The sequence below is a fragment of the Rhizobium sp. AB2/73 genome, assembly GCF_020871915.1.
GTDB lineage: Bacteria > Pseudomonadota > Alphaproteobacteria > Rhizobiales > Rhizobiaceae > Rhizobium > Rhizobium dioscoreae.
Window position 1 is genome coordinate 3,846,423 of record NZ_CP067071.1, and the last position, 18,980, is coordinate 3,865,402.

At 60.2% G+C, this 18,980-nt stretch carries 21 protein-coding genes; 13 read left to right on the forward strand and 8 right to left on the reverse strand.

Annotation, left to right across the window (positions count from 1 at the left end):
* The first annotated feature begins 68 nt into the window (after positions 1-68).
* Positions 69-1,712, forward strand: coding sequence for a SulP family inorganic anion transporter (locus tag I8E17_RS18860; RefSeq protein ID WP_113366544.1), 1,644 nt, complete (start codon positions 69-71; stop codon positions 1,710-1,712).
* 22 nt (positions 1,713-1,734) lie between these two features.
* On the opposite strand, the gene I8E17_RS18865 is transcribed toward I8E17_RS18860, so the two are convergent.
* Positions 1,735-2,346 (reverse strand): 2'-5' RNA ligase family protein, encoded by a 612-nt coding sequence (locus tag I8E17_RS18865; RefSeq protein ID WP_113366545.1) that lies wholly within the window; start codon positions 2,344-2,346, stop codon positions 1,735-1,737.
* Between the two features lie 223 nt (positions 2,347-2,569).
* Between I8E17_RS18865 and I8E17_RS18870 the strand changes: the two genes are divergently transcribed.
* Both I8E17_RS18870 and I8E17_RS18875 read left to right on the forward strand, forming a co-directional pair.
* Positions 2,570-2,707, forward strand: a complete 138-nt coding sequence (locus tag I8E17_RS18870) for a hypothetical protein (RefSeq protein ID WP_162750900.1) — start codon at positions 2,570-2,572, stop codon at positions 2,705-2,707.
* A gap of 138 nt (positions 2,708-2,845) precedes the next feature.
* Positions 2,846-3,409 (forward strand): methylated-DNA--[protein]-cysteine S-methyltransferase, encoded by a 564-nt coding sequence (locus tag I8E17_RS18875; RefSeq protein ID WP_113366547.1) that lies wholly within the window; start codon positions 2,846-2,848, stop codon positions 3,407-3,409.
* Between the two features lie 39 nt (positions 3,410-3,448).
* Here I8E17_RS18875 and I8E17_RS18880 read toward each other — a convergent pair whose 3' ends face one another.
* The gene (locus I8E17_RS18880) at positions 3,449-4,000 is read right to left on the reverse strand and encodes a GNAT family N-acetyltransferase (RefSeq protein WP_113366548.1); all 552 of its coding nucleotides are present in this window, start codon (positions 3,998-4,000) and stop codon (positions 3,449-3,451) included.
* 17 nt (positions 4,001-4,017) lie between these two features.
* Positions 4,018-4,392 (reverse strand): DUF4180 domain-containing protein, encoded by a 375-nt coding sequence (locus I8E17_RS18885; RefSeq protein ID WP_069611056.1) that lies wholly within the window; start codon positions 4,390-4,392, stop codon positions 4,018-4,020.
* Between the two features lie 272 nt (positions 4,393-4,664).
* Here I8E17_RS18885 and I8E17_RS18890 point away from each other — a divergent pair, with 272 nt between their 5' ends.
* A complete protein-coding gene (locus tag I8E17_RS18890) occupies positions 4,665-5,252 on the forward strand; it encodes an NAD(P)H-dependent oxidoreductase (RefSeq protein ID WP_113366549.1) in 588 nt (195 codons plus the stop codon).
* 362 nt (positions 5,253-5,614) lie between these two features.
* Here I8E17_RS18890 and mug read toward each other — a convergent pair whose 3' ends face one another.
* On the reverse strand, positions 5,615-6,184 hold the full coding sequence (gene mug / locus I8E17_RS18895; RefSeq protein WP_113366550.1) for a G/U mismatch-specific DNA glycosylase: 570 nt from the start codon (positions 6,182-6,184) through the stop codon (positions 5,615-5,617).
* A gap of 303 nt (positions 6,185-6,487) precedes the next feature.
* Between mug and I8E17_RS18900 the strand changes: the two genes are divergently transcribed.
* On the forward strand, positions 6,488-6,928 hold the full coding sequence (locus I8E17_RS18900; protein WP_069611058.1) for a hypothetical protein: 441 nt from the start codon (positions 6,488-6,490) through the stop codon (positions 6,926-6,928).
* Positions 6,929-7,217: 289 nt separating this feature from the next.
* On the opposite strand, the gene I8E17_RS18905 is transcribed toward I8E17_RS18900, so the two are convergent.
* Positions 7,218-7,940, reverse strand: coding sequence for an SDR family oxidoreductase (locus I8E17_RS18905; protein WP_113366551.1), 723 nt, complete (start codon positions 7,938-7,940; stop codon positions 7,218-7,220).
* Positions 7,941-7,993: 53 nt separating this feature from the next.
* On the opposite strand from I8E17_RS18905, the gene I8E17_RS18910 reads away from it, so the two are divergent.
* The gene (locus tag I8E17_RS18910; RefSeq protein WP_229002050.1) at positions 7,994-8,995 is read left to right on the forward strand and encodes an AraC family transcriptional regulator; all 1,002 of its coding nucleotides are present in this window, start codon (positions 7,994-7,996) and stop codon (positions 8,993-8,995) included.
* A gap of 200 nt (positions 8,996-9,195) precedes the next feature.
* Here I8E17_RS18910 and I8E17_RS18915 read toward each other — a convergent pair whose 3' ends face one another.
* On the reverse strand, positions 9,196-10,245 hold the full coding sequence (locus tag I8E17_RS18915; RefSeq protein ID WP_113366552.1) for an aldo/keto reductase: 1,050 nt from the start codon (positions 10,243-10,245) through the stop codon (positions 9,196-9,198).
* Between the two features lie 81 nt (positions 10,246-10,326).
* Here I8E17_RS18915 and I8E17_RS18920 point away from each other — a divergent pair, with 81 nt between their 5' ends.
* Complete coding sequence (locus tag I8E17_RS18920) at positions 10,327-10,893, forward strand: TetR/AcrR family transcriptional regulator (RefSeq protein ID WP_113366553.1); 567 nt, start codon at positions 10,327-10,329, stop codon at positions 10,891-10,893.
* 465 nt (positions 10,894-11,358) lie between these two features.
* Here I8E17_RS18920 and I8E17_RS18925 read toward each other — a convergent pair whose 3' ends face one another.
* Positions 11,359-12,324 carry an AraC family transcriptional regulator gene (locus I8E17_RS18925; protein ID WP_229002051.1) on the reverse strand — a complete coding sequence of 322 codons (966 nt, stop codon included), beginning with the start codon at positions 12,322-12,324 and terminating at the stop codon, positions 11,359-11,361.
* Between the two features lie 59 nt (positions 12,325-12,383).
* Between I8E17_RS18925 and I8E17_RS18930 the strand changes: the two genes are divergently transcribed.
* From I8E17_RS18930 to I8E17_RS18945, 4 genes are all read left to right on the forward strand, one after another.
* The gene (locus I8E17_RS18930) at positions 12,384-13,412 is read left to right on the forward strand and encodes an NAD-dependent epimerase/dehydratase family protein (RefSeq protein WP_112722755.1); all 1,029 of its coding nucleotides are present in this window, start codon (positions 12,384-12,386) and stop codon (positions 13,410-13,412) included.
* Positions 13,413-13,485: 73 nt separating this feature from the next.
* The gene (locus I8E17_RS18935; RefSeq protein WP_112722754.1) at positions 13,486-13,848 is read left to right on the forward strand and encodes a VOC family protein; all 363 of its coding nucleotides are present in this window, start codon (positions 13,486-13,488) and stop codon (positions 13,846-13,848) included.
* 11 nt (positions 13,849-13,859) lie between these two features.
* On the forward strand, positions 13,860-14,072 hold the full coding sequence (locus I8E17_RS18940; RefSeq protein ID WP_113366555.1) for a hypothetical protein: 213 nt from the start codon (positions 13,860-13,862) through the stop codon (positions 14,070-14,072).
* Between the two features lie 560 nt (positions 14,073-14,632).
* A complete protein-coding gene (locus tag I8E17_RS18945; protein ID WP_229002052.1) occupies positions 14,633-14,821 on the forward strand; it encodes an AbiEi antitoxin N-terminal domain-containing protein in 189 nt (62 codons plus the stop codon).
* Positions 14,822-15,190: 369 nt separating this feature from the next.
* Here the strand turns inward: I8E17_RS18945 and I8E17_RS35295 are convergent, their stop codons facing one another.
* Entirely contained in the window at positions 15,191-15,325 is a 135-nt protein-coding gene (locus I8E17_RS35295) for a hypothetical protein (protein WP_257714002.1), read from the reverse strand.
* 57 nt (positions 15,326-15,382) lie between these two features.
* Here I8E17_RS35295 and I8E17_RS18950 point away from each other — a divergent pair, with 57 nt between their 5' ends.
* Both I8E17_RS18950 and I8E17_RS18955 read left to right on the forward strand, forming a co-directional pair.
* Positions 15,383-16,168 carry an ATP-binding protein gene (locus tag I8E17_RS18950; RefSeq protein WP_229002053.1) on the forward strand — a complete coding sequence of 262 codons (786 nt, stop codon included), beginning with the start codon at positions 15,383-15,385 and terminating at the stop codon, positions 16,166-16,168.
* A 51-nt stretch (positions 16,169-16,219) separates the two neighbouring features.
* Entirely contained in the window at positions 16,220-18,772 is a 2,553-nt protein-coding gene (locus tag I8E17_RS18955; RefSeq protein ID WP_219511222.1) for a S8 family peptidase, read from the forward strand.
* The last annotated feature ends 208 nt before the right edge of the window (positions 18,773-18,980 follow it).

The window sequence follows — 18,980 nt, forward strand, 5'->3', positions numbered from 1 at the left end:
TTCCTGTTGCAGCCAGGCGGCGAATCTCTATCCATAGATGGATGGACCATACTTACGGTCGGTGATCGATGACGAAGCTGGGCAGTTGGTTCGTGGTGGATAGTGCGGATCTGGTCGCGGGCATATCGGTTGCCGGACTGATGCTGCCGGAAGCGGTCGCTTACGCAGGCATTGCCGGTCTGCCGCCGCATCGTGCAATCCTCGCCGGCATCGCCGGATGTCTCGTCTATGCCATATTCGGCCGCAGCCGCTTTGCCATCGTCTCTCCCACATCTTCGTCCGCAGCCATTCTCGCCGCCACCTTGGCGGTGGTGCCGGGCGATGCCACGATCAAGGCGGGGCTTGCCACGGTTGCCGTGGCGCTCGCCGGCATTCTCTTCGTCATCGCCGGTGTCTTGCGCCTGGGCGGCATCACTGGTTTCATCTCGCGGCCGGTCCTGCGGGGCTTCGCGCTCGGGCTGGCGATCACCATCATACTGCATCAGCTGCCGATTCTGGTGGGCGTGCCCGTGCAGGGCTCGAATATCCTGACCTACGCGGTGGCACTCTTCGGCGCTATTCTGCAGTGGAATCCGATCAGCGTCATAGTCGGCATCGTCGCGTTGGCGGCATTGCTGCTCTTGAAGCGATTGCAGGGCATTCCCGGCGCTTTCCTCGTGCTCGCCGCAGGCATCTTCGCCTCCTATCTGTTCGGCTTGGAAAGCCATGGGGTCAAGCTGGTCGGCCCCATCGCGATCCTGCCGCAATGGCCGTCGCCGCCGGACGCTGGCTGGGCCGCCTATTCGCGGCTGGCGCAGTTCACCGTGCCCCTTGTCCTCATCCTCTTTGCTGAATCCTGGGGCACGATGCGTGCACTCGCCCTGCGTTACGGCGAGACGCTGGAGGTCAATCGCGAGCTTGGTGCGTTGGGTGCTGCCAATCTCGCCAGCGCCGTCGTTCAGGGCATGCCGGTCGGCGCCGGTTTTTCCGCCGGCTTTGCCAGTGAGGCGGCTGGCGCGAAGACGCGGGCGACGACCGTTTTCGCTGCAATCGGCCTGGCGATCCTGATTGCCTGTGCGGGACAGCTGGTGGCGCTTCTACCGGAACCGGTGCTCGCCGCCGTCGTGATCGCGGCTCTGACGCATGCGCTCGACCCCAGCCCCATTCTGCGCCTGCGCCGCCTGCATCGCGATTTCTACGTGGCAGTGGGCGCCGCTGTCGGTGTGCTCGCCTTCGGCGTTCTCAATGGCATGCTGCTGGCGATCGCGCTCTCGCTTGCCGCCATGATGCATCGTCTGGCCTCGCCGCATGTCGCCCGTTTGGGGCGGCTCAACAACGGCCATGACTTCGTCGATGTCAGCAGGCATGACGATGCGTCCGAGATACCGGGCATTGCCATCTGGCGCCCCGGCGAAACCCTGTTTTTCGGCAATGCCGATACGATCTTCGGCGAGATATTGTCCGGCAGCCGCAACGAAGCCCGGTTGCAGGCAGCTATTCTCAGCCTGGAAGAAAGCTCCGATATCGACAGTACGGCGATGGACGCCTTGATGGAGTTCGACAGCGCGATGCAGCGAGCCGGCCTCCGGGTCCAGTTCGCCCGCGTGCATGACCGCGTTCGCGATCTCATGACGGTCGCGGGCGTTGCCGACGTCGACAAGCGCTGCAGCTTCAGCGTCGATGATGCCGTGGCGGCTGTGATGGCGACAGTTGAACCTGTTCCGAAACCGTAAGTGCTAGGTTTAGAACTCCGATTTAGAACAACGGCCAATGCCAGACATGGCCATGTTCGCCGTCGCCTTGAAAGCTGTTGACCAGCGTGAACGTTTTGACCGTCCAGGCGATCGGCACTTCCAAAATCACGTCGGGAAGAATGTGGTTGCAGTAAAACAGTGTCATGTGGGGTTGGAACGATCCAGATGTGCCGCTTTCGAAGCCCATGCTTTGCATTGCGGCATCCAATTCCCGACGGAGTGTCGCTAGCCCCTCGTTTCCGTCCCTGCACCAGAGTACATATTGACGGTTGTTGCCGTTGCCGAATGTGCCTGCCCGATCGAATGTCAGGGGAAACGATTTTAAGCAGATGGTTGACCCGGCCTCCAACGCAGCGAAGGTGGCTTCTTCCTGTGAGCGGGAGACAATGTCGATGGGATAGATGGTGGCATGGTAAAGATCATGCTTTCTCGCTGTGCGCATCAACCCGTTTCGCCGACTTTGGTCGACGGTCATTTCTGCAGCCAATTTAGCGATTTCCGGGTCTGGCAACGCGGCAAAGTAGAGTGCTTGCCGGCGCTTTGGCGAGCCTTTACCCTTGCGATTAATTGGCAGTTTGCCGAGATCAAATGACAACTGATCGGCGTGGTGCATGGCTTCATTCAAAGCTGGATTGGCTCTGCCTCCTTTTGTCTTCCGATCTCTAGAGCATATGTCTCGACGGTTATAATTTCAAGAACAAAACAAGAACATGGCAGATAATAAGTCAGAATACTGACATCCGTCATTTCAAAATGCGATCGAATAAAGAGATGGCCTGATCTGTTCATTCCATGTTCGGGCCTGCGTGCCCTATCTCACCCAAGGGATCACGATCATGTTCATCAGATCAGTCTTTGCGGCCGTTGTTTTAGCTCTCATCGGCTTTGGTATCGTTTCCTGTTCGACATCGGGCGAACGCAATTCCGGTGGCGGCATGACGCTGAACACGCCTCCGACCGGCGGCGGATATTGATCCTGTTCTGTCAATCGCCCTGAATCCGTTCCGCGGCCGTCAAAACGGTGGCAATTCTCGTTCCCCGCAAGAATCGGGTTGAATTCGGCGCTCCCGAGGGCGATTTTCATGACAAGTGGAAACACGGGAGCTTTCGTCATGAACGAGACAAGGCAAAATTATCTGATCTTCGAAACCGCCGGCGGCTTCTGCGGCATCGCCTGGAACGAGGCCGGCGTGCTGCGTTTTCAATTGCCGACGAAGGATGCGGGCGCGACCGAACGCCTCCTTCTGCGGCGTTTGCCGAACGCGCAGCCCGGCACGCCGAGCACGGAGATTGCGAGAGTGGTCGCCAAGGTGAAGCGCTATTTTGCCGGTGAGGAGATCGATTTTTCCGATGTCACGCTCGATCTCGGCGAGCAGGATGCCTTCTTCAGACAGATCTACGATGCCGCCCGCCAGGTCGCCTGGGGCCATACGACGACCTACGGCACATTGGCCAAGCAGCTTGGCGCAGGGCCGGAAGCTGCGCGTGATGTCGGGCAGGCCATGGCGAAGAATCCGGTAGCGCTTATCATTCCCTGCCATCGCGTTCTGGCGGCTGGCGGCAAGCTCGGCGGCTTTTCCGCGCCGGGGGGCTCCAATTCGAAGGCTCGCATGCTGGAACTGGAAGGCGTTCAGCTGGCGCCGCCGAAGCCGGTGCAGCAGTCGCTGGCGTTTTGAGCCAGTCGAGCCGGGTGCGCGGCTAAAGCTGCCCGCCCCCTATTCCTTCGGCTCCTGACGGGCGCGGGAAAACAGCAGCGTCTCCTTGTCGTTCAGGTGGACCGGCTTCGGATCGCCATAGCCGGCTTTTTCGGCAACACGGATCGAGGCCGCATTGTCGGGCGAGATCAGGCAGACGGTGCGATCAAATCGCGGCTGCTGGTCGAGCCAGGCGACGGCGGCCGCCAGGGCTTCCGTCGCAAAGCCTTTGCCATGCGCCCACGCGGCCAGTGCCCAGCCGGCCTCCGGAACACCCCTGATTGGCGGTTCCATCACCCTGTGAAAGTCGGCAAAGCCGAGATCGCCGACATAGCGGCCGGAGGATTTCTCGCGGATTGCCCAATAGCCATGCCCGAGCAGCGGCCATAGACCATGATAGGACAGCATCCGCATCCATGACTCCCTGGAAGTGGAGACCACATTGCCGAAAATATGCCTCACGACCAGAGGATCGCTCCACATGCCCGCAAGCGGCTCGAAGTCATCGACCGTATGTCCCGTCAGGATAAGCCGTTCGGTTTCCAGTCGCGGCGGAGAAAGCGTTACTTCCATAAAGGCAGACCTTTGATTTAGCTTTGGGCATTCTGCTGCAGGCGCTCCGCAAGCGCATCCAGATCGGGCAGAAACCAGACCTCGCGACCCCTGTTGGATTCATGGACGAAATCGCGCAGGGCATTACTGTCCGAGATCCATCCGGAGATGTCGCCGAGAATGACGAGCTGCGAACGATAGTTGACGAATTTCTGGATGATTGCGCCGGCAATGCGGGTTGAGAGCCGGAAAAACTCGTGGCTCAGCCGTGATGTCGGAACGACCACCAGCTGTGCTTCAGCGTCCCATGCAGCGCTGACCCAGTCATTCACGTCCCTTTCGCTGGCGAGGAGCGGACCGTTGTCATCGCCGATAACGACTTTTCGGCCGGAGAATTCTTTGACTGTGTACATGCTGGTTCGACTTTGCCTGCTATTGAAATAGGAATTTTCGCCATCATTCCCTGTGACTGGTGAGGATAGCTATCATGTGGCGCATGGTGTTCCTAGGCCCACCATATGCAACCCGTGGGGTTCGTCGGGGGTGGAAGCGCGTTGCCGGAGGCGCGAGCACCGCGACCGGGACGCCGCCTTCGATCTTTGATCGTCAAAATGTGTATTTTGCACCTTTACAAGCTGGATTGACTTCAATTAAGTGTATTATGCACATATATGGAGTAAACGCCATGCCATCCAGAATCCTTGTCATCATCGGCAGTGTCAGGCCGAACCGAATATGCCCTGCCGTCGCCGAATGGGTGACTTCGGTCGGACGCGAGCTCCTGTCGGCCGAATTCGAGATCGTCGATCTGCGTGATTGGCCCCTGCCGATGGACGCCGAACCCGGCATCCCGGCCATGGGGGATTATCGCACCGATCTCACCAAGGCCTGGAGCGAAAAGATCAGAAGCGGCGATGCCTTCGTTTTCGTTAGCCCTCAATATAATTGGGGCTATCCGGCCGTATTGAAGAACGCACTCGATCATCTCTATCGGGAATGGACAGGCAAGCCGGCGATGATTGTCACCTATGGCGGCCATGGCGGCAATAAATGTGCCGCCCAGCTCCATCAGGTGCTGACCGGATTGAAGATGAAGCCCACCGAAACCATGCCCGGCTTTAGCCTGTCGCGCAGCCGCATCGAAGCGAATGTGGGCGAGGTGGACCCGGCGACGGAATTTGCCGGGGGGCGACCGATGCTTGAACAGGCTTTTGGCGAGTTGGGCGGCCTCTGGGCATGCGATCCTTGCATCATCGATCTTCCCGATCGATGATGCATGATTAGAGCCACGACAAAGCTACAATCGGTCATCATCGAAGGCGAGCTGATTTCGTTTATCGATATGAATTGATGCTCCACTCCGCCAACCTTCCCGTTGCAGGCCGAAGACGACTATGTCGATGGCGTGGAAAATCGCTCGCCTGTTATATCGCATTGCGGAAAGCCGGCGTCCCCACGGAAATGCATCTTTTGCAGAAGGCAGCCACGCCTTCGGTCTTCATCCCACAAAGCTTCCCATCAGTCGCTGGCCGGCGCTGGCGGAACGGTGGTTGCACACGATCGGCGTGCTCGATCCGCAAAAGGATGACCGATCGCGGCGACAGTCCGGCTTGATCGCCGACCGGGAAGCGTCAGCTATTGAAGGAGATTCCGTTCGCGTTCAACCGCCAGCTTTACCGCGCGATAATGCTCCGTCAGTTTCGCCAGATCGAAAGCCCGGTTGAGACCGCTCGGATTGGGCAAGACCCAGATCGAGGCGCCGGCAAATGCCTCCGGCTGCCTGCCCCATTCGATATCGGCCCGCAGGCTGATGGCCGCGTAGGCCGCCTTGCCGAGAAATGCCAGATTTGCCGGCGCATGCCTCCTGATTTTCTCTTCGAGCACGGGAGCGGCGGCAATGTAATCGCTCTTCTTCAACTCGCTGGTGCTTTTCGTTGGGCGGGAGACCGCCGATGTCAGGCCCACGCCATATTGCAGCATCTCGCGCTCTTCCTCCGCCCGCAGCAGGCGGGGCGTAAAGCCGGCAAGGTGCAATACCCGCCAGAAGCGGTTGCTGCGGTTGGAGAAGTTATGCCCGTCACGATGTGCGGTGAGCGCAGGATTCAATCCGCAGAAGACCACGGAAAGCTGCGGTGCCATGATTTCGGAGAGGCCAGCGGCCGGTGCCGTGTTCTCTATCCCATTACTCAGCTCTTCGTCCTGCATGTTAAATCTCCGTGCGCGAGAGGAGACGAAGGCGGCGCGGAAAGCCGCGCCCCGTCATCCCAGTCGATAGATCATGCGGCGTATCGCGGACTTCGTTGATGAAGCAGCCCATGAAGCCTTATAACCAAGCAATTGCGTTGGAAACAGAGCTGCCAGTCACGGCGATGGGGATAGGTCCTAACGCTTTGTTTTAATGTGTTTTGGAACTAAAGGTCGTGCGAGACCGTTTATCTCTGACTTTGACACGACGCTGACGTCGTGCCCGGCCGGCTGGTAAACGGCGCTTTTGAGGAGTGTCTTAATATGAGGATTTCATCTGGATTTCGTTCGGTCGCGGTTGCCGCTATCGCTGCCGCGGGGATCGGTTTTGCCGGCGTCGCGCATGCCGATAGCGGCACGATCCGCTTTTCTGTCTATAAGGCGGCTTTCTTCGTCGGCGGCTCCGGAGGCGAGGGCACACTGACCTTCCATGGGCGCAAATATCCCATTTCGATCGGCGGCATCTCGGGCGGCCTCGCCTTTGGCGCCTCCAAGACCTATTTCCAGGGCACAGTGCGCAACATTCGCCGCGCCCGGGATGTAGGCGGTGTCTACGGTGCTGCCGGCGGCGGCGGCGCGATCGGCAAGGGTGCTCAGATGATCGTCATGACCAATGACAAGGGCGCCCAGCTCGAACTGACAGGCAGGCAGGTCGGCCTGCAGGTCAACGCCGATCTCAGCGGCCTGAGCATCACGGTGAAGTAAGGTCACTGGTCCAAGCCTATGGTGCAGAAGAGCCCGACCGGCTGAATAGCGTTCGGGCTTTTCAGGAGAAGGTATGGTTTCCTCCTTCTTTCCATGCCCTTGGAAGCGCGCGATGAACAGCTTTCTCCACCGGCGCGAGATGTCGTATAGCCGCTATCCTTGACGAGGTGTCAAGCCAGCCCGCTGGCACCAGTATTGCGCTGGTCATTGAAACGGGCCTCGATGACGTTGTCGGCCCAGCACGGGAAGAACGATTGCTGCTCCCGGTATTGCGTAAAAACAAAAGGCTTTAGACGAGCACGGCACCGCCATCCACGATTACGGATTGGCCGGTGACATAGGCATTGCGCAGGAACGACAGGTACGCTTCAGCGATATCCGACGGCTCGCCGATACGTCTCACGGGCAACTTGCCCGCCGTCGAGCGGAAGATTTGCTCTCGCGCATCGGACGGGACTCCGGACCACAGATCGGTGGCGACCATTCCAGGTATCACGACATTGACACGCAAGGGCGCGAACTCAAGCGCAAGCGCGCGGGTCAATGATTCGATCGCGCCGCAAATGCTTGCCGCGAAGGCAAAACCTGCCGGCGGCCGCCGGGCCGAGGTTCCGCTCGTCAACACGATGGACCCGCCATCGCGCATGTGTGGCCGCGCCGCCTTCACGGCAGCGACCGCACCCCAATAGCGCAATTCAAAAAAGCTGCGTGCAGTCGCCAGATCGATTTCGGCAATGGGCTTGCCGAACGGCAAAGGCTCGCCGGCAGTGAAGACCAGGTGGTCGAACGCGCCGAGTGTCGTGAAGAATGCCGAGAGGGACTCCATCGACCTTACATCGACGACCTCACCTGTGGCGGTTCCTTCCGGTAAACGCGCGATGGCGCCCGCGACATTCTCTTGTCGGCTGGAGGCGATGATAACCTGAGCCCCTTCATGGACGGCTCCTTGAGCCACCGCAAAGCCGATACCACGAGATCCGCCAAGGATCGCGATCCGCTTGTTATGCAACATGACTTTTCCTTTCGCAGATGCGGATGGATTGCCCGCCAGGTGCGGCCCGCCTCTTGAAGGAAACACTACTTCGATCTAATCATTCGATCGATAATGTATCTCCCATATTAATTTATCAATCGGCCAAAAATTTGGACCCCTTTCTCGACCTCATCCACCTGCTTCGCCCGCGCGCCACGCTCTGGGGCGGAATCGAGGGCTATGGCCGATGGGCGGTGTCGTTCCGCAAACGGGACGACCTGTTGTTCTGCTGGCTGGAGCGTGGCGCGTGCCAGCTGATCCGAGCCGACAAGGAACCGCTCCTGCTGCAGGAAGGCGACTTCGTCCTCATCAGAACCGACAAGAGCTTTGTCCTTGCCTCGGACGCGCAAGCTGTTGCTCAGGACAGCGAAGCGATGGTCGCAACCACAGGTAAAACGCTTCTGAGGATGGGTGCAGGCTCGGAAGCGCCTGTGCTATTACGTGGTGGGCGGTTTGTCTTCGACACCGCGAACGAGGGCCTCCTCACCTGGCTAATGCCATCCTTTGTCCATGTCATGCGTGATGACGTCTCCTCTTGGCGTGTTCGCAGTTTGCTGAGTTTGAACCTGTCGGAGTCATCGCAACCGAGAGCCGGCAGCGACTTCGTCATTACGCGCTTGATGGAATTGACATTTGTCGAGATTCTTCGCGGCGCCGTCCCTGACGCGACCCGGGAGCACAGGGGCTTGCTCGCCGGATTGAACGATCCCGTGACAGCCCGGGCGCTGACGGCACTGCACGAAGACGCCGCGAAAGACTGGACGCTGGCAGACTTGGCGCGGCTCTGCGGCGTTTCCCGATCCAGCCTTTCGAGCCGGTTCCGCAGCGTCGTCGGCATGGCGCCGATCGGCTATCTTCAGCACTGGCGCATGGCCGTTGCGAAGGATGCGTTGCGTCGCGGTGACAAAACTATTGGCGAGATCGGGCTCGCCATAGGCTTCCTGTCACCAAGCGCCTTTAGCACCGCCTTCACCCGGTTTGTCGGCGTCTCGCCCAAGACGTTCGCCGCTCGCGAGCGCCAAGCCCCGTCGTGAACATGTGCCCCCGATAGCAATTGTCCCGAGCCGGCCACAATCCCAGGCGCACACGCGCCCAGAGCCGGATGATTTTAGGTCGAGCCGACCTAAAATCTGAATCCGTTCTGGAATCAAAGAAGTAGAGCGTGAAGTCATCCGAAATCTCCTCACACTTTTCGGCATCTCGCCCTAATACAGGGGACCGGAAGCGGACGGACCTAAATGAGAGGAGCATCCCTTCTGAAGCCAGTCGATGCTTCGATGGAGCGATGCAACAAAGCCGGGATAGATACTCCCTGCTGATCCAGGCGGGGCGTGTAAGCCTTCTCGAGCCGCTCCGCCTCCTCGTCGCTCAACACGACCGACAGCGAAGCCACCGCATCGTCGATGTGCCTGGTCTTCAGTGCGCCCACGATCGGCGCGGCAACCACGCGATTTCGACGTAACCACGCCAGGGAAATCTCGGCGGCGCCGACATCACGTTCCGCGGCGATGGCATTCACCGCTTCGACGATTGCCCGATCGCTGGCCGCCGTATCCGGATTTTGCTGGGCGCCGGACGGTTCGGTCTCCGTCCGCGTCGTCGTCGTCCCCCATGGACGCGCCAATTTCCCGCGCGCGAGCGGACTGTAGATCAGGGTCGACACACCCTCATCGGCACAGAGCGGGATCATCTCGCGTTCTTCTTCGCGCGCGACCAGATTGTAATTGTGCTGCATAGAGATGAAGCGCGTCCAGCCGTTGGACTTCTGGATGTGCAACGCTTTGGCAAACTCCCACGCCTTCATCGATGAGGCGCCGAGATAGCGTACCTTGCCCGCTTTCACGGCGTCGTGAAGCGCTTCGAGCGTTTCCTCCCACGGGGTCAGCTGGTCGCGGCGGTGTATCTGGTAGAGATCGATATAGTCTGTGCCGAGCCGCCGCAGGCTGTGATCAATTTCGGCCATGATGGCCTTGCGAGATAGCCCGATCGCATTGGGGCCGTTGCGTGTCGCGCCCGCAACCTTGGTGGCGATGACGACGGCATCCCGATTCACGAAACCCTTGATCGCGCGCCCGAGGAATTCCTCGCTTGTGCCGGTGGAGTACATGTTGGCTGTGTCGAAGAAATTGATCCCGGCCCTGAGGGCGTGATGGATCAACTCCCGGCTCGAGCTTTCTTCCACTGACCAGGCCGGATGGCCCTTGGCCGGATCGCCGAACCCCATGCAACCGATGCAGACGGGCGACACGTCGAGTCCAGAATTGCCGAGCTTTACATATTGCATAAACGCCTCCACCGTATAGAAACGGACATATGTCCGATTTCTCGATATGGATATGGACAATTGTCCGTTTAGTCAAGGCTCATGACCCAAACCCATAAGCGTCGCGCCGACGCCCGCACCAATCGCGACCGTATCCTGGCTGTCGCACGAGACGCTCTTGCAATGGATCCAGCGGCCTCGCTGCATTCCATCGCCAAGGCCGCGGGCGTGGGGCAGGGCACGCTGTATCGCCACTTCCCGACCCGGGAATCGCTCGTCCTCGGCATCTATCGCGACAGTATCGACGAGCTGGTGAGCCTCGCACCGTCGCTCCTCGAGGCGTTCAAGCCACTCGAAGCCTTCCGAAGATGGGCGGAGCGGTTCGTCGATTACGGTCGTAAGAAGCACGGTGTTGCGGATATGCTGCGGGCCGCCATGACCGACCAGGACTTCCGGGAAACCTATTGGCCCATGGTCGACGCCGTCAGGCTTCTGATGGACGCTTGCGTCGATGCGGGCGAGGTCTCGAAGCCGATCGACGCCGAGGACTTTCTGCAGTTGCTCGCTTTGCTCACCCAACTACCGCCTACAGCGGAAGGCACAGCACGCAGCGAGCGCCTGCTAAAGCTAGCCTTCCACGGGCTGGAGCGGCGAAGTGAGGATCACTGAGGCTACCGGTAACTCGGACGATTGGCAGGTTACTCGTCGCTCACAGCCAGAAGCTGATCGACGTCCAGGGTCTCAAACCTAGCCGGCGCAAATTGTAGCATTGGGGAGAAATCCAGCCGTGCGCGCCTGCGTCAAAAGGCTAGCGGAGGGCCTGGCTGTCGCTCAATTGCTATTCCGTGCTACCGACGGAGCAACTTACGCTACAATAGCCAAAACTGTCTGGCTGTATCCCCTGTCACTCCCACTCGATTGTCCGGAGCCATATCAACCATCTGAATTAATTGCAGAAAATATTTTTGCGCTCAAATACTACCGGCCCAGGACCCGTCAGAAACCTACGCTGCTGATATCGTGGAGGAATTTCCACCGACCTTCGCAAGCCATCTATCGGTCACTATCGGCTCTTCCTGATCCTTCCTGGATTCGACGCCCGAATTCAGAGCAGGGCGAAAAGTACCGTCAGTGTCAGGCCGGGTCGGCGCTCGGCTGTCGTTTGCGCCATAGGGAAGGTGAAAGGCCGGTCATCCGCTTGAAGGCATTGCTGAAGGCGCCCTGCGAGGAATAGCCGGTCAAAGCTGCAACCGACGCCACCGGAAGTTCCTCGTCCCGCAGCGCTTTGCAGGCGAGGTGGATGCGCCAACGCGCAAGATAGCCGAGCGGCGCGATGCCGGCGGTCGCAGTGAAGCGCGCCGCGAAGGTCGAGCGGGACATCGCGCAGGCTCGTGCCAGCTCGTCGAGATGCCACGCACGTGCTGGTTCGTCATGCATCAACTGCACCGCCGGCACGAGACGCGGATCGCCCAGCGCGCGCAACCACCCAGGCGGGATGCGGTTGTCGCCGTGCAACTGCGCTCGCAGAATCTGTACGAACAACAGCTGCGCCAGCTGCGATGCGACCAGGGCGCTGCCCGGCAGGCGCTGCTTGCGCTCGTTCACCAGCTCGCCGAGCAACCAGCGAAACCGTGCCGCTTGCTCGGTCGCTCCGTCGACGCGCAGCCATGGTGGCAGCGCCTCCGACAGCAGCGGCCCGCTCGTCGGATCGAGCAGGACATGCCCACCCACATAGTTGCAGCCCGTTCCGTCACCCAAGCTAACGAACGAGCGTCCACGTCCGGAAAACAGCGCCATTGCATCGACGGGCATCACCGATGGATCGCTCGACAAGGTGTAGGGACGCTGCGCGGTCAGAAGGCCCACATCGCCTTGTTCGAAGCGCGTCGGCGCTTCGCCGTCGATCTGGGCCCAGCATTGCCCCTTGGTCAGCGCGAAGAACTTGATCGCCTTGGGCGCCGGAAACCGAAGCGCCCAGGGACCTCCCGCCTCGAAGCCGCCGGTCACCATCGACTCCACGGTTGTCAGGCTGAGAATCTCGGAAAGCGCGTCAGAGGGCATTTTCGGATTATCGCGTATAGATGTCGGACGTTCAAGCATTCTCGATCCAGATTCGAGCCTTATCTGAAAGCCGACACCAACTCGCTTTCGGAGCAACCATGGCAGACGACACCATCCTCATCACCGGTGCGACCGGCTTCATCGCCCAGCATAACATCATCGCCGCACTCGCCGCCGGCTTCCGCGTGCGCACCGCCATCCGCTCGCTCGATCGCTCGGATCAGGTTCGCGCTTATCTCGCAAAAGGCGGCGCCGAGCCGGGAGATCGACTGAGCTTCGTCGAAACCGACCTGCTCAAGGACGAGGGATGGGCGGAAGCCGCGCAAGGCTGCATCTATGCGATTCATAGCGCGTCCTCGACGCCCTCGGGCGATTACGCCAGCGAGGAGGAATGGGTCCGGCCGGCAGTGGACGGCAATCTACGTTTGCTCCGCGCCGCCCGTGCCGCCGGGGTGAAGCGGGTGGTGCTCACCTCCGCCTTCGGTGCCATCGGCGCAGGCCAGGCCAGTCCGGGCCGCCCCTTTACCGAAGAGGACTGGAGCGACCTGAACGGCGACATCGCGCCCTATCAGAAATCCAAGACGCTAGCGGAGCGCGCGGCGTGGGACTTCATCGCCGAACAGGGCGGCGGAATGGAACTGGCCACGATCAATCCGACCGCCGTGATGGGTCCGGCTTTGGGGCCGGACACGTCGCATTCGCTGATGATGTTGAAGGGCATGCTCGAGGGGCAACCGGGGCAGCCACGCATCAAGTCGTGTTTCGTAGACGTGCGCGACGTCGCTGACCTGCACATCCGGGCAATGACCAATCCGGCCGCGGCAGGCGAGCGCTTTCTCGCGACCTCCGGTGAGGCTCTGTGGCTCGCCGATGTGGCGAAAATCCTCAAAGAACGCCTCGGCGAACAGGCCCGAAAAGTATCAACGATGCAGGTTCCGAACATCGCTCTGAAGGCCAAGGCTTTGGTCGACCCCAAGGTGAAGGGGCTGCTTCCACTGCTTGGCGTCGATTTGTCGGCCAGCGGCGACAAGGCGAAACGCATGCTCGGCTGGAATCCCCGCCCACCCGCCGACGCCATCGAGGCCGCTGCGCGCAGCATGATCCAAGTCGGGCTCATCGACGTTTGAATGGTGATACGGAGGGACGGCCTCGCATCCGTCCTACCGTCAGCCGGGTCATCAACGAAGACGGAGTAATCACATGCGCATTCTGGAGCAATGTTTCCGGGTCTACACCGAAGCTGACCGCTTCGAGGACATGACCCTCTTCTACGAAGGCCTGCAGGGAGTGCCCTGCGCGCGGCGGGTGAAGATCGCCGAGACCGGCGTTGAGGCGGCCAAGATCGGCGGCGTGCTGCTCTTCGGCGGCAGCCGCGAGGCGCTGGACCCGGTGCGTCACGTCGATGCGATCTTCTATCTCGATGAGCTCGACGAGTTCGCAGTCTGGCTCGACGCCAATGGGGCGCAGATCATCCACCCGCCGCGCACCGTGACGGGCGGTCGCAACCTCACCGCCCGCCATCCGGATGGCCTCGTCGTCGAATATTTCCAGGCGGCGAGCTGAGACGGTCGGTGATGAAAGCATGGAAAATCGCCCCGCAGGCGCGCAATGGGGCCAGCCGAACCGGAGACGTGGCATGCGTCCGAGGCGGGCGCTATCATAGCGCGGCTTCCCTTCACGCGGTCGGCGAGTTCGCCAAGCGCGGACAGGTCGTCCGCGTCGAGCTGCATGGTCGCGCCGCCGACATTCTCCTCGACGCGCGACGGCTTGCGCGTCCAAGAGCCTAGATCAATTGACATCGATCGGTGCCTGTCGAATGTTCCGCGTCGGCAATATTCGCTACGCTATCCCCAGATATCCAAAACTACGACCCCTCACTCCCACTCTAATATTTTTTCTACAATAAGGGATTGATTTTATTGTGGAAAATCTTTTCTTTGGCCGCCAGCGCCGAGGCATAGGCCGTCAAAAATCTATCCTTTTGATTTTGCGGGATTTTTTGGCAATTTTAGCGCAGAAAAAATTCTGTGAACTATCGGTATCTATCGACCGTTTCGCGGTGAGGCATAGACCTCAGACCTCGAATCTTTTGCTCCCGATAAAGTACCGTCAAAATCGGCGAAATCAATACACCCACCTCGATCCTATATCGCTGCGATGGCGGGTTGGCCTTGCCGACTAAGGGGGCCGAGACGGACTAGAACTCTCTGGCTGCTGATACTAAACCGCAGTCTTCAGCCATCAGACTCCGAGGATTTGTATCAAGGCGAAGACCGCAGGTTTGCCAAATGCCACATTTGCTAACCGATGTGACGCTAACCGCTAAATTTTTCAAACTGGCGCCACCATGAGCGAGCAAGGCGTGGGAAAGCTAAAGCAGCTTGAGCGCCTCCTCCCGGAAGGCGTGCTCGTTGATTCCGCGTGGTTCTCTGCGCGCGACTACTGTACCTCGCTACGCACTCAATATGTCGGCTTGGGCCGGCTCGAACAGCCGGCACGCCGGGTCTATCGCCGCCCCCGCGGGCAGTTGAGTTAGCAGCAGGCTATCATCTCGCTCCAGACGCTTTTAAGCCATCGCCTTTTCGTTGGTGGCCGGACAGCTCTCGAACTGGAGGGCGTTGGCGGCAATCGGGTAGGTATCGGCGGCTATATCGAGCAATCGGTGTGGCTGGCGCCGGTCGCCATACGTCTGATGCAGGCATGCATCGGACAAGCCCAGCAGTGTCTCTGACGATCCTGAGCGCCGGAGAACCACAGGAAACGGTGGCTTTTGGGAGACTTCTGGGATACCGTCATGCCGAGCTGATGATCGCCCGTGGCATCTAAAGCACATAATAGTATAGCGAGGCCGAATCGAAGAAAGGAGGCGAGCATGTCTACCAAGCAAATTCTCGCGCTCCTCAACTCACATATCGACGGAGATGAAGATCAGCTTCTGTCGATCGCCTTGCAGATTGCGGCACAGGAAGCCCGTCAAGGTCGGGTCGAGGATGCCGAAAAGCTGAAGCGCCTCGTCCAAAAGGCTAGAGATCAGCGTCATGTCGGAAAGCCCGCAGGCGGGCAGACACCGATCCCGCTGGCTCGGCCACGGGGCGAATTGCAAGGTCTTGTCGAGAGTGCCTATCCCAAGGTCACGCTGTCAAGCATGGTGCTGTCGGACGACATCGCCGCAAGGCTTGGGCGGATCGTTCGCCAGCAACAGGAACGCGCAACCTTGCGCGAACACGGCCAGACGCCAGCGACACACATGCTGCTCGTCGGTCTGCCTGGCACAGGTAAGACCATGACCGCCTCGGCGCTTGCCGGGGAATTGCGCCTGCCGCTCTTCACTGTGCGTCTCGAAGCGTTGTTCAGCCGCTTTTTCGGCGAGACCGCAGGCAAGATGCGACTGCTGTTTGATCAAATCGCGCAAACACGCGGTGTCTATCTACTCGACGAGTTCGACGCGATCGGCGCTCGCCGGGGCGACCCGAACGATGTCGGCGAGATCCGCCGGGTGTTGAACTCGGTCCTGGCCTTTATGGAAGAGCCAAACTCGACCGACAGCCTCGTGCTGGCGGCGACGAATCACGTCGAGATCTTGGATGAAGCGCTGGCACGGCGCTTCGATGAGGTGATCGAATACACCCTGCCAGACGTCGCGGCCGCCCGCGCGATCGTTGAGCGCCGCCTTGGCAAATTCAAATTCGCCGCAAAGGCGTGGCCTGCACTCGAAACGGCGCTGGAGGGGCTCAGCCAGGGCGAATTGGTTCGTGCCGCAGATGCCGTCGTGAAGGACGCTATCCTTGAAGGGGCGTCGAAGGCCTCACCTGAAGCGCTACAAGGCGCTTTGGAAAACCGACAAACATTAAAGGGTAAGTTCCGTCGTCAATCCAGCCGTTAGGCAGGCTCCGCCAACGGATAGACTGGAACTCGAACAAACGAGCAAGGACTTATGGCGGAGCCAGATAATTTCGACACGAGAGACCGTCAGCACATACCGATCGACGTTTTCCGTGAGACCGCAGCATATACCTTCCCATCGCGCAATCAGGAACGCAAACCGCTTCGCGGCGACTATGCTGCGCACGCCGCACATCTGCTGGATCAACTCGCCGCTGCGCTTGGCGATGTTCCCCTGCCGTCCGACGATCCGCGTCTTGCCGTTCAGGGCCTGAAAGCCGGCACGATCGTCGAGATCACGACACTGCCGCCAGCCGAGGACTCCCGGACCAAGGCGGTCAAGGTTCCAACAGCACTTGAGTTTCCTACGCAGGACGTGGTGGTGCTCCGTTCCGAACGGAACGACGACCGAACGGAGAGCGCATTGCTGTTTGTGCCGGATGATGCGCGCGCCTTTCTGCAAGGCCGTATCGGTGAATATGGCCGCGATCCGGGTAATCAACGACGGCCTGATGTCGAGCGCTTCGAAGTCGTTGAGGAGGTCCGGGCAATCGACACCGGATCATTGTTCACGGGCGCGGTGGACTTGGCCGCGCTGGACATCGTTTGGTGGGAGCTGTGGGTTCGCCAGCCTGTCGCCTTGGCAGATCGCCTCGTCAACGCGGCACGCAATGTGAACATTGATGTTCATGACGACCGTCTGATCTTCCCCGACACGACCGTTCTGTTTCTGCACGGCACTCCTGCAACGGTTGCGCTCTTCGCGACGCGCGTGCCGGGCGCCATCACTGAAATCAGGCGCGCGACAGGAACGATCGAACCATTTCTCGATCGTGGAGAGACGGGGCTGGGTCAGCACGATTGGGTTGCCGAATTGTCGCAGAGGGTCTCGGCGCCCGCGAACGATGCCCCGGTGGTTTGCACGCTCGATACGGGAGTCGCCGCCGCTCATCCCCTGATCGCTCCCGGCCTGCGTGGCGCGTGGGCCTATGATGCTGCTTGGGGCCCCGACGATCATCAGCCGAACGGCGGTCACGGCACGCCGCTGACAGGCCTCGTCCTATATGGCGATCTCGAACCCTTGATGAACGACACGCGTCCGGTCACGCTGACGCACGGCGCGGAATCCATGAAACTGTTGCCACCGCACGGATTCCCGCCGACCAAGCCGCCCAGCTATGGGGTCGTCACGCAAGGTGCGGTCAGTGCGGTCGAGATCGAGCGGCCGGACGCACTGCGCAGTTTCTGTATAGCGACCTCCGCGACAGACTTCCCGCCCAGCCGACCATCGACTTGGAGCGGTGCGCTGGATCAGATCATCGCCGGGGCGATGCCTGGCGAGGCTGATGACAAAGTTGCGGCATCCGAACGACCGAAGCGCCTGATGGTCGTAGCCACCGGAAACGTCTCCGGCGGAATGGCTGTGGACGTTCTGCCCTCTCAACCGTTGGAAGATCCGTCGCAAAGCTGGAACGCGCTCACCGTCGGCGGCTTCACGCGCAAGGAGCAGCCACCGGCGCCGCCTCCCGTGTTGCAGGCGGCGGTCCCCGCCAATCATCGCAGCCCGTTCAGCCGTGGCTCTCAGTCGCTTCCCGACGACCTGACCCCGATCAAGCCGGAGGTGCTGTTCGAGGCGGGTAACATGATGTCTGACACCACGGGCTTCTGCGGCTGGGACCCGTCCGTGTCCCTTCTATCGGCGGGGTCAGATGTGGCGGGCGAGCCTTTGGTCCCGTTCTGGGCGACCAGCGCCGCCGCGGGCATGGCGGGTAATTTCGTCGGTCGGCTGCAGGCGGCTCGGCCCGACCTCTGGCCGGAAACGCATCGCGCGCTCATCATCGACTCAGCGCGCTGGCCCGAGCCCATCCGAAAGAAGTTCATCGGCACTGGCGCGCACTGGAAAACGGGCAAGGCCGCCACCAAAGCGAAGAAGCAGGCAATGCTTCGCGAGTTTGGATATGGCGTGCCGGACATCGGCCGCGCGGTCCTCTCAGCGCGCAACGATGCTACGCTTGTTGCGCAGGCAGAGCTTCAGCCTTTTGCGATAGGCGCGGACGGCCGAACCGGCGTATTCAATGAGATGCATTTCTATGATCTCCCTTGGCCCAAGACGGCGCTGGAGCAACTCGAGAACGAGATCGTCACGATGAAGGTGACATTGTCCTATTTCATCGAGCCCAACCTAACCGGAAAAGCCGCCACCCGCCCGGACACCTATCGTTCCTTTGGTCTGCGCTTCGATATGAAGAAGCGCACCGAGACGAGCGCCCGATTCCGCAGCCGAATTTCCGCGAGCCAGGCGAAGGATGGCACGGAGGCCGACGGCGAGACGAGCTGCTGGCTGCTCGGACCAAAGGCGATCCAGGCGGGCTCCCTCCATTGCGATCTCTGGCGCGGACGAGCGATCGACCTCGCCGGGCACGATGCTATTGCCGTTTACCCCGTCGGAGGTTGGTGGAAGTCGCATGTTGGGCAGAAGCGCGTAGCCGACAAGGCGCGTTACGCGCTGGTCATCTCGATTTCCGCGCCCGGCCAGCAGGTAGATCTCTATTCGGAAATCACGACATTGGTTGATGCGAAGGAAATCGAAGTGTTGCTCGGTTGATCGGATGGTTTCGGTGCGATTTGACGGCGAAGTGTCGGGCTATAGCGGGCAGTCGGCGGGGCTGTCGGTCCGCGCCCAACGATTATGGGTTCATGCAAGATAATTTCCGGCCTGCAAAGTATCGGCTATTTCTTGCTGCTTGAAACCACACCACCATCAAGGCGCAGTATTTCATCGAAGAAAAAATGACAAATATCTAAGCCCAATC

Coding starts and splice junctions, on each gene's coding strand:
- I8E17_RS18860 (WP_113366544.1), top strand. CDS start 69: ATGACGAAGCTGGGCAGTTGGTTCGTGGTGGATAGTGCGGATCTGGTC.
- I8E17_RS18865 (WP_113366545.1), bottom strand. CDS start 2,346: ATGCACCACGCCGATCAGTTGTCATTTGATCTCGGCAAACTGCCAATT.
- I8E17_RS18870 (WP_162750900.1), top strand. CDS start 2,570: ATGTTCATCAGATCAGTCTTTGCGGCCGTTGTTTTAGCTCTCATCGGC.
- I8E17_RS18875 (WP_113366547.1), top strand. CDS start 2,846: ATGAACGAGACAAGGCAAAATTATCTGATCTTCGAAACCGCCGGCGGC.
- I8E17_RS18880 (WP_113366548.1), bottom strand. CDS start 4,000: ATGGAAGTAACGCTTTCTCCGCCGCGACTGGAAACCGAACGGCTTATC.
- I8E17_RS18885 (WP_069611056.1), bottom strand. CDS start 4,392: ATGTACACAGTCAAAGAATTCTCCGGCCGAAAAGTCGTTATCGGCGAT.
- I8E17_RS18890 (WP_113366549.1), top strand. CDS start 4,665: ATGCCATCCAGAATCCTTGTCATCATCGGCAGTGTCAGGCCGAACCGA.
- mug (WP_113366550.1), bottom strand. CDS start 6,184: ATGCAGGACGAAGAGCTGAGTAATGGGATAGAGAACACGGCACCGGCC.
- I8E17_RS18900 (WP_069611058.1), top strand. CDS start 6,488: ATGAGGATTTCATCTGGATTTCGTTCGGTCGCGGTTGCCGCTATCGCT.
- I8E17_RS18905 (WP_113366551.1), bottom strand. CDS start 7,940: ATGTTGCATAACAAGCGGATCGCGATCCTTGGCGGATCTCGTGGTATC.
- I8E17_RS18915 (WP_113366552.1), bottom strand. CDS start 10,245: ATGCAATATGTAAAGCTCGGCAATTCTGGACTCGACGTGTCGCCCGTC.
- I8E17_RS18920 (WP_113366553.1), top strand. CDS start 10,327: ATGACCCAAACCCATAAGCGTCGCGCCGACGCCCGCACCAATCGCGAC.
- I8E17_RS18925 (WP_229002051.1), bottom strand. CDS start 12,324: ATGCTTGAACGTCCGACATCTATACGCGATAATCCGAAAATGCCCTCT.
- I8E17_RS18930 (WP_112722755.1), top strand. CDS start 12,384: ATGGCAGACGACACCATCCTCATCACCGGTGCGACCGGCTTCATCGCC.
- I8E17_RS18935 (WP_112722754.1), top strand. CDS start 13,486: ATGCGCATTCTGGAGCAATGTTTCCGGGTCTACACCGAAGCTGACCGC.
- I8E17_RS18940 (WP_113366555.1), top strand. CDS start 13,860: ATGAAAGCATGGAAAATCGCCCCGCAGGCGCGCAATGGGGCCAGCCGA.
- I8E17_RS18945 (WP_229002052.1), top strand. CDS start 14,633: ATGAGCGAGCAAGGCGTGGGAAAGCTAAAGCAGCTTGAGCGCCTCCTC.
- I8E17_RS35295 (WP_257714002.1), bottom strand. CDS start 15,325: ATGACGCTGATCTCTAGCCTTTTGGACGAGGCGCTTCAGCTTTTCGGC.
- I8E17_RS18955 (WP_219511222.1), top strand. CDS start 16,220: ATGGCGGAGCCAGATAATTTCGACACGAGAGACCGTCAGCACATACCG.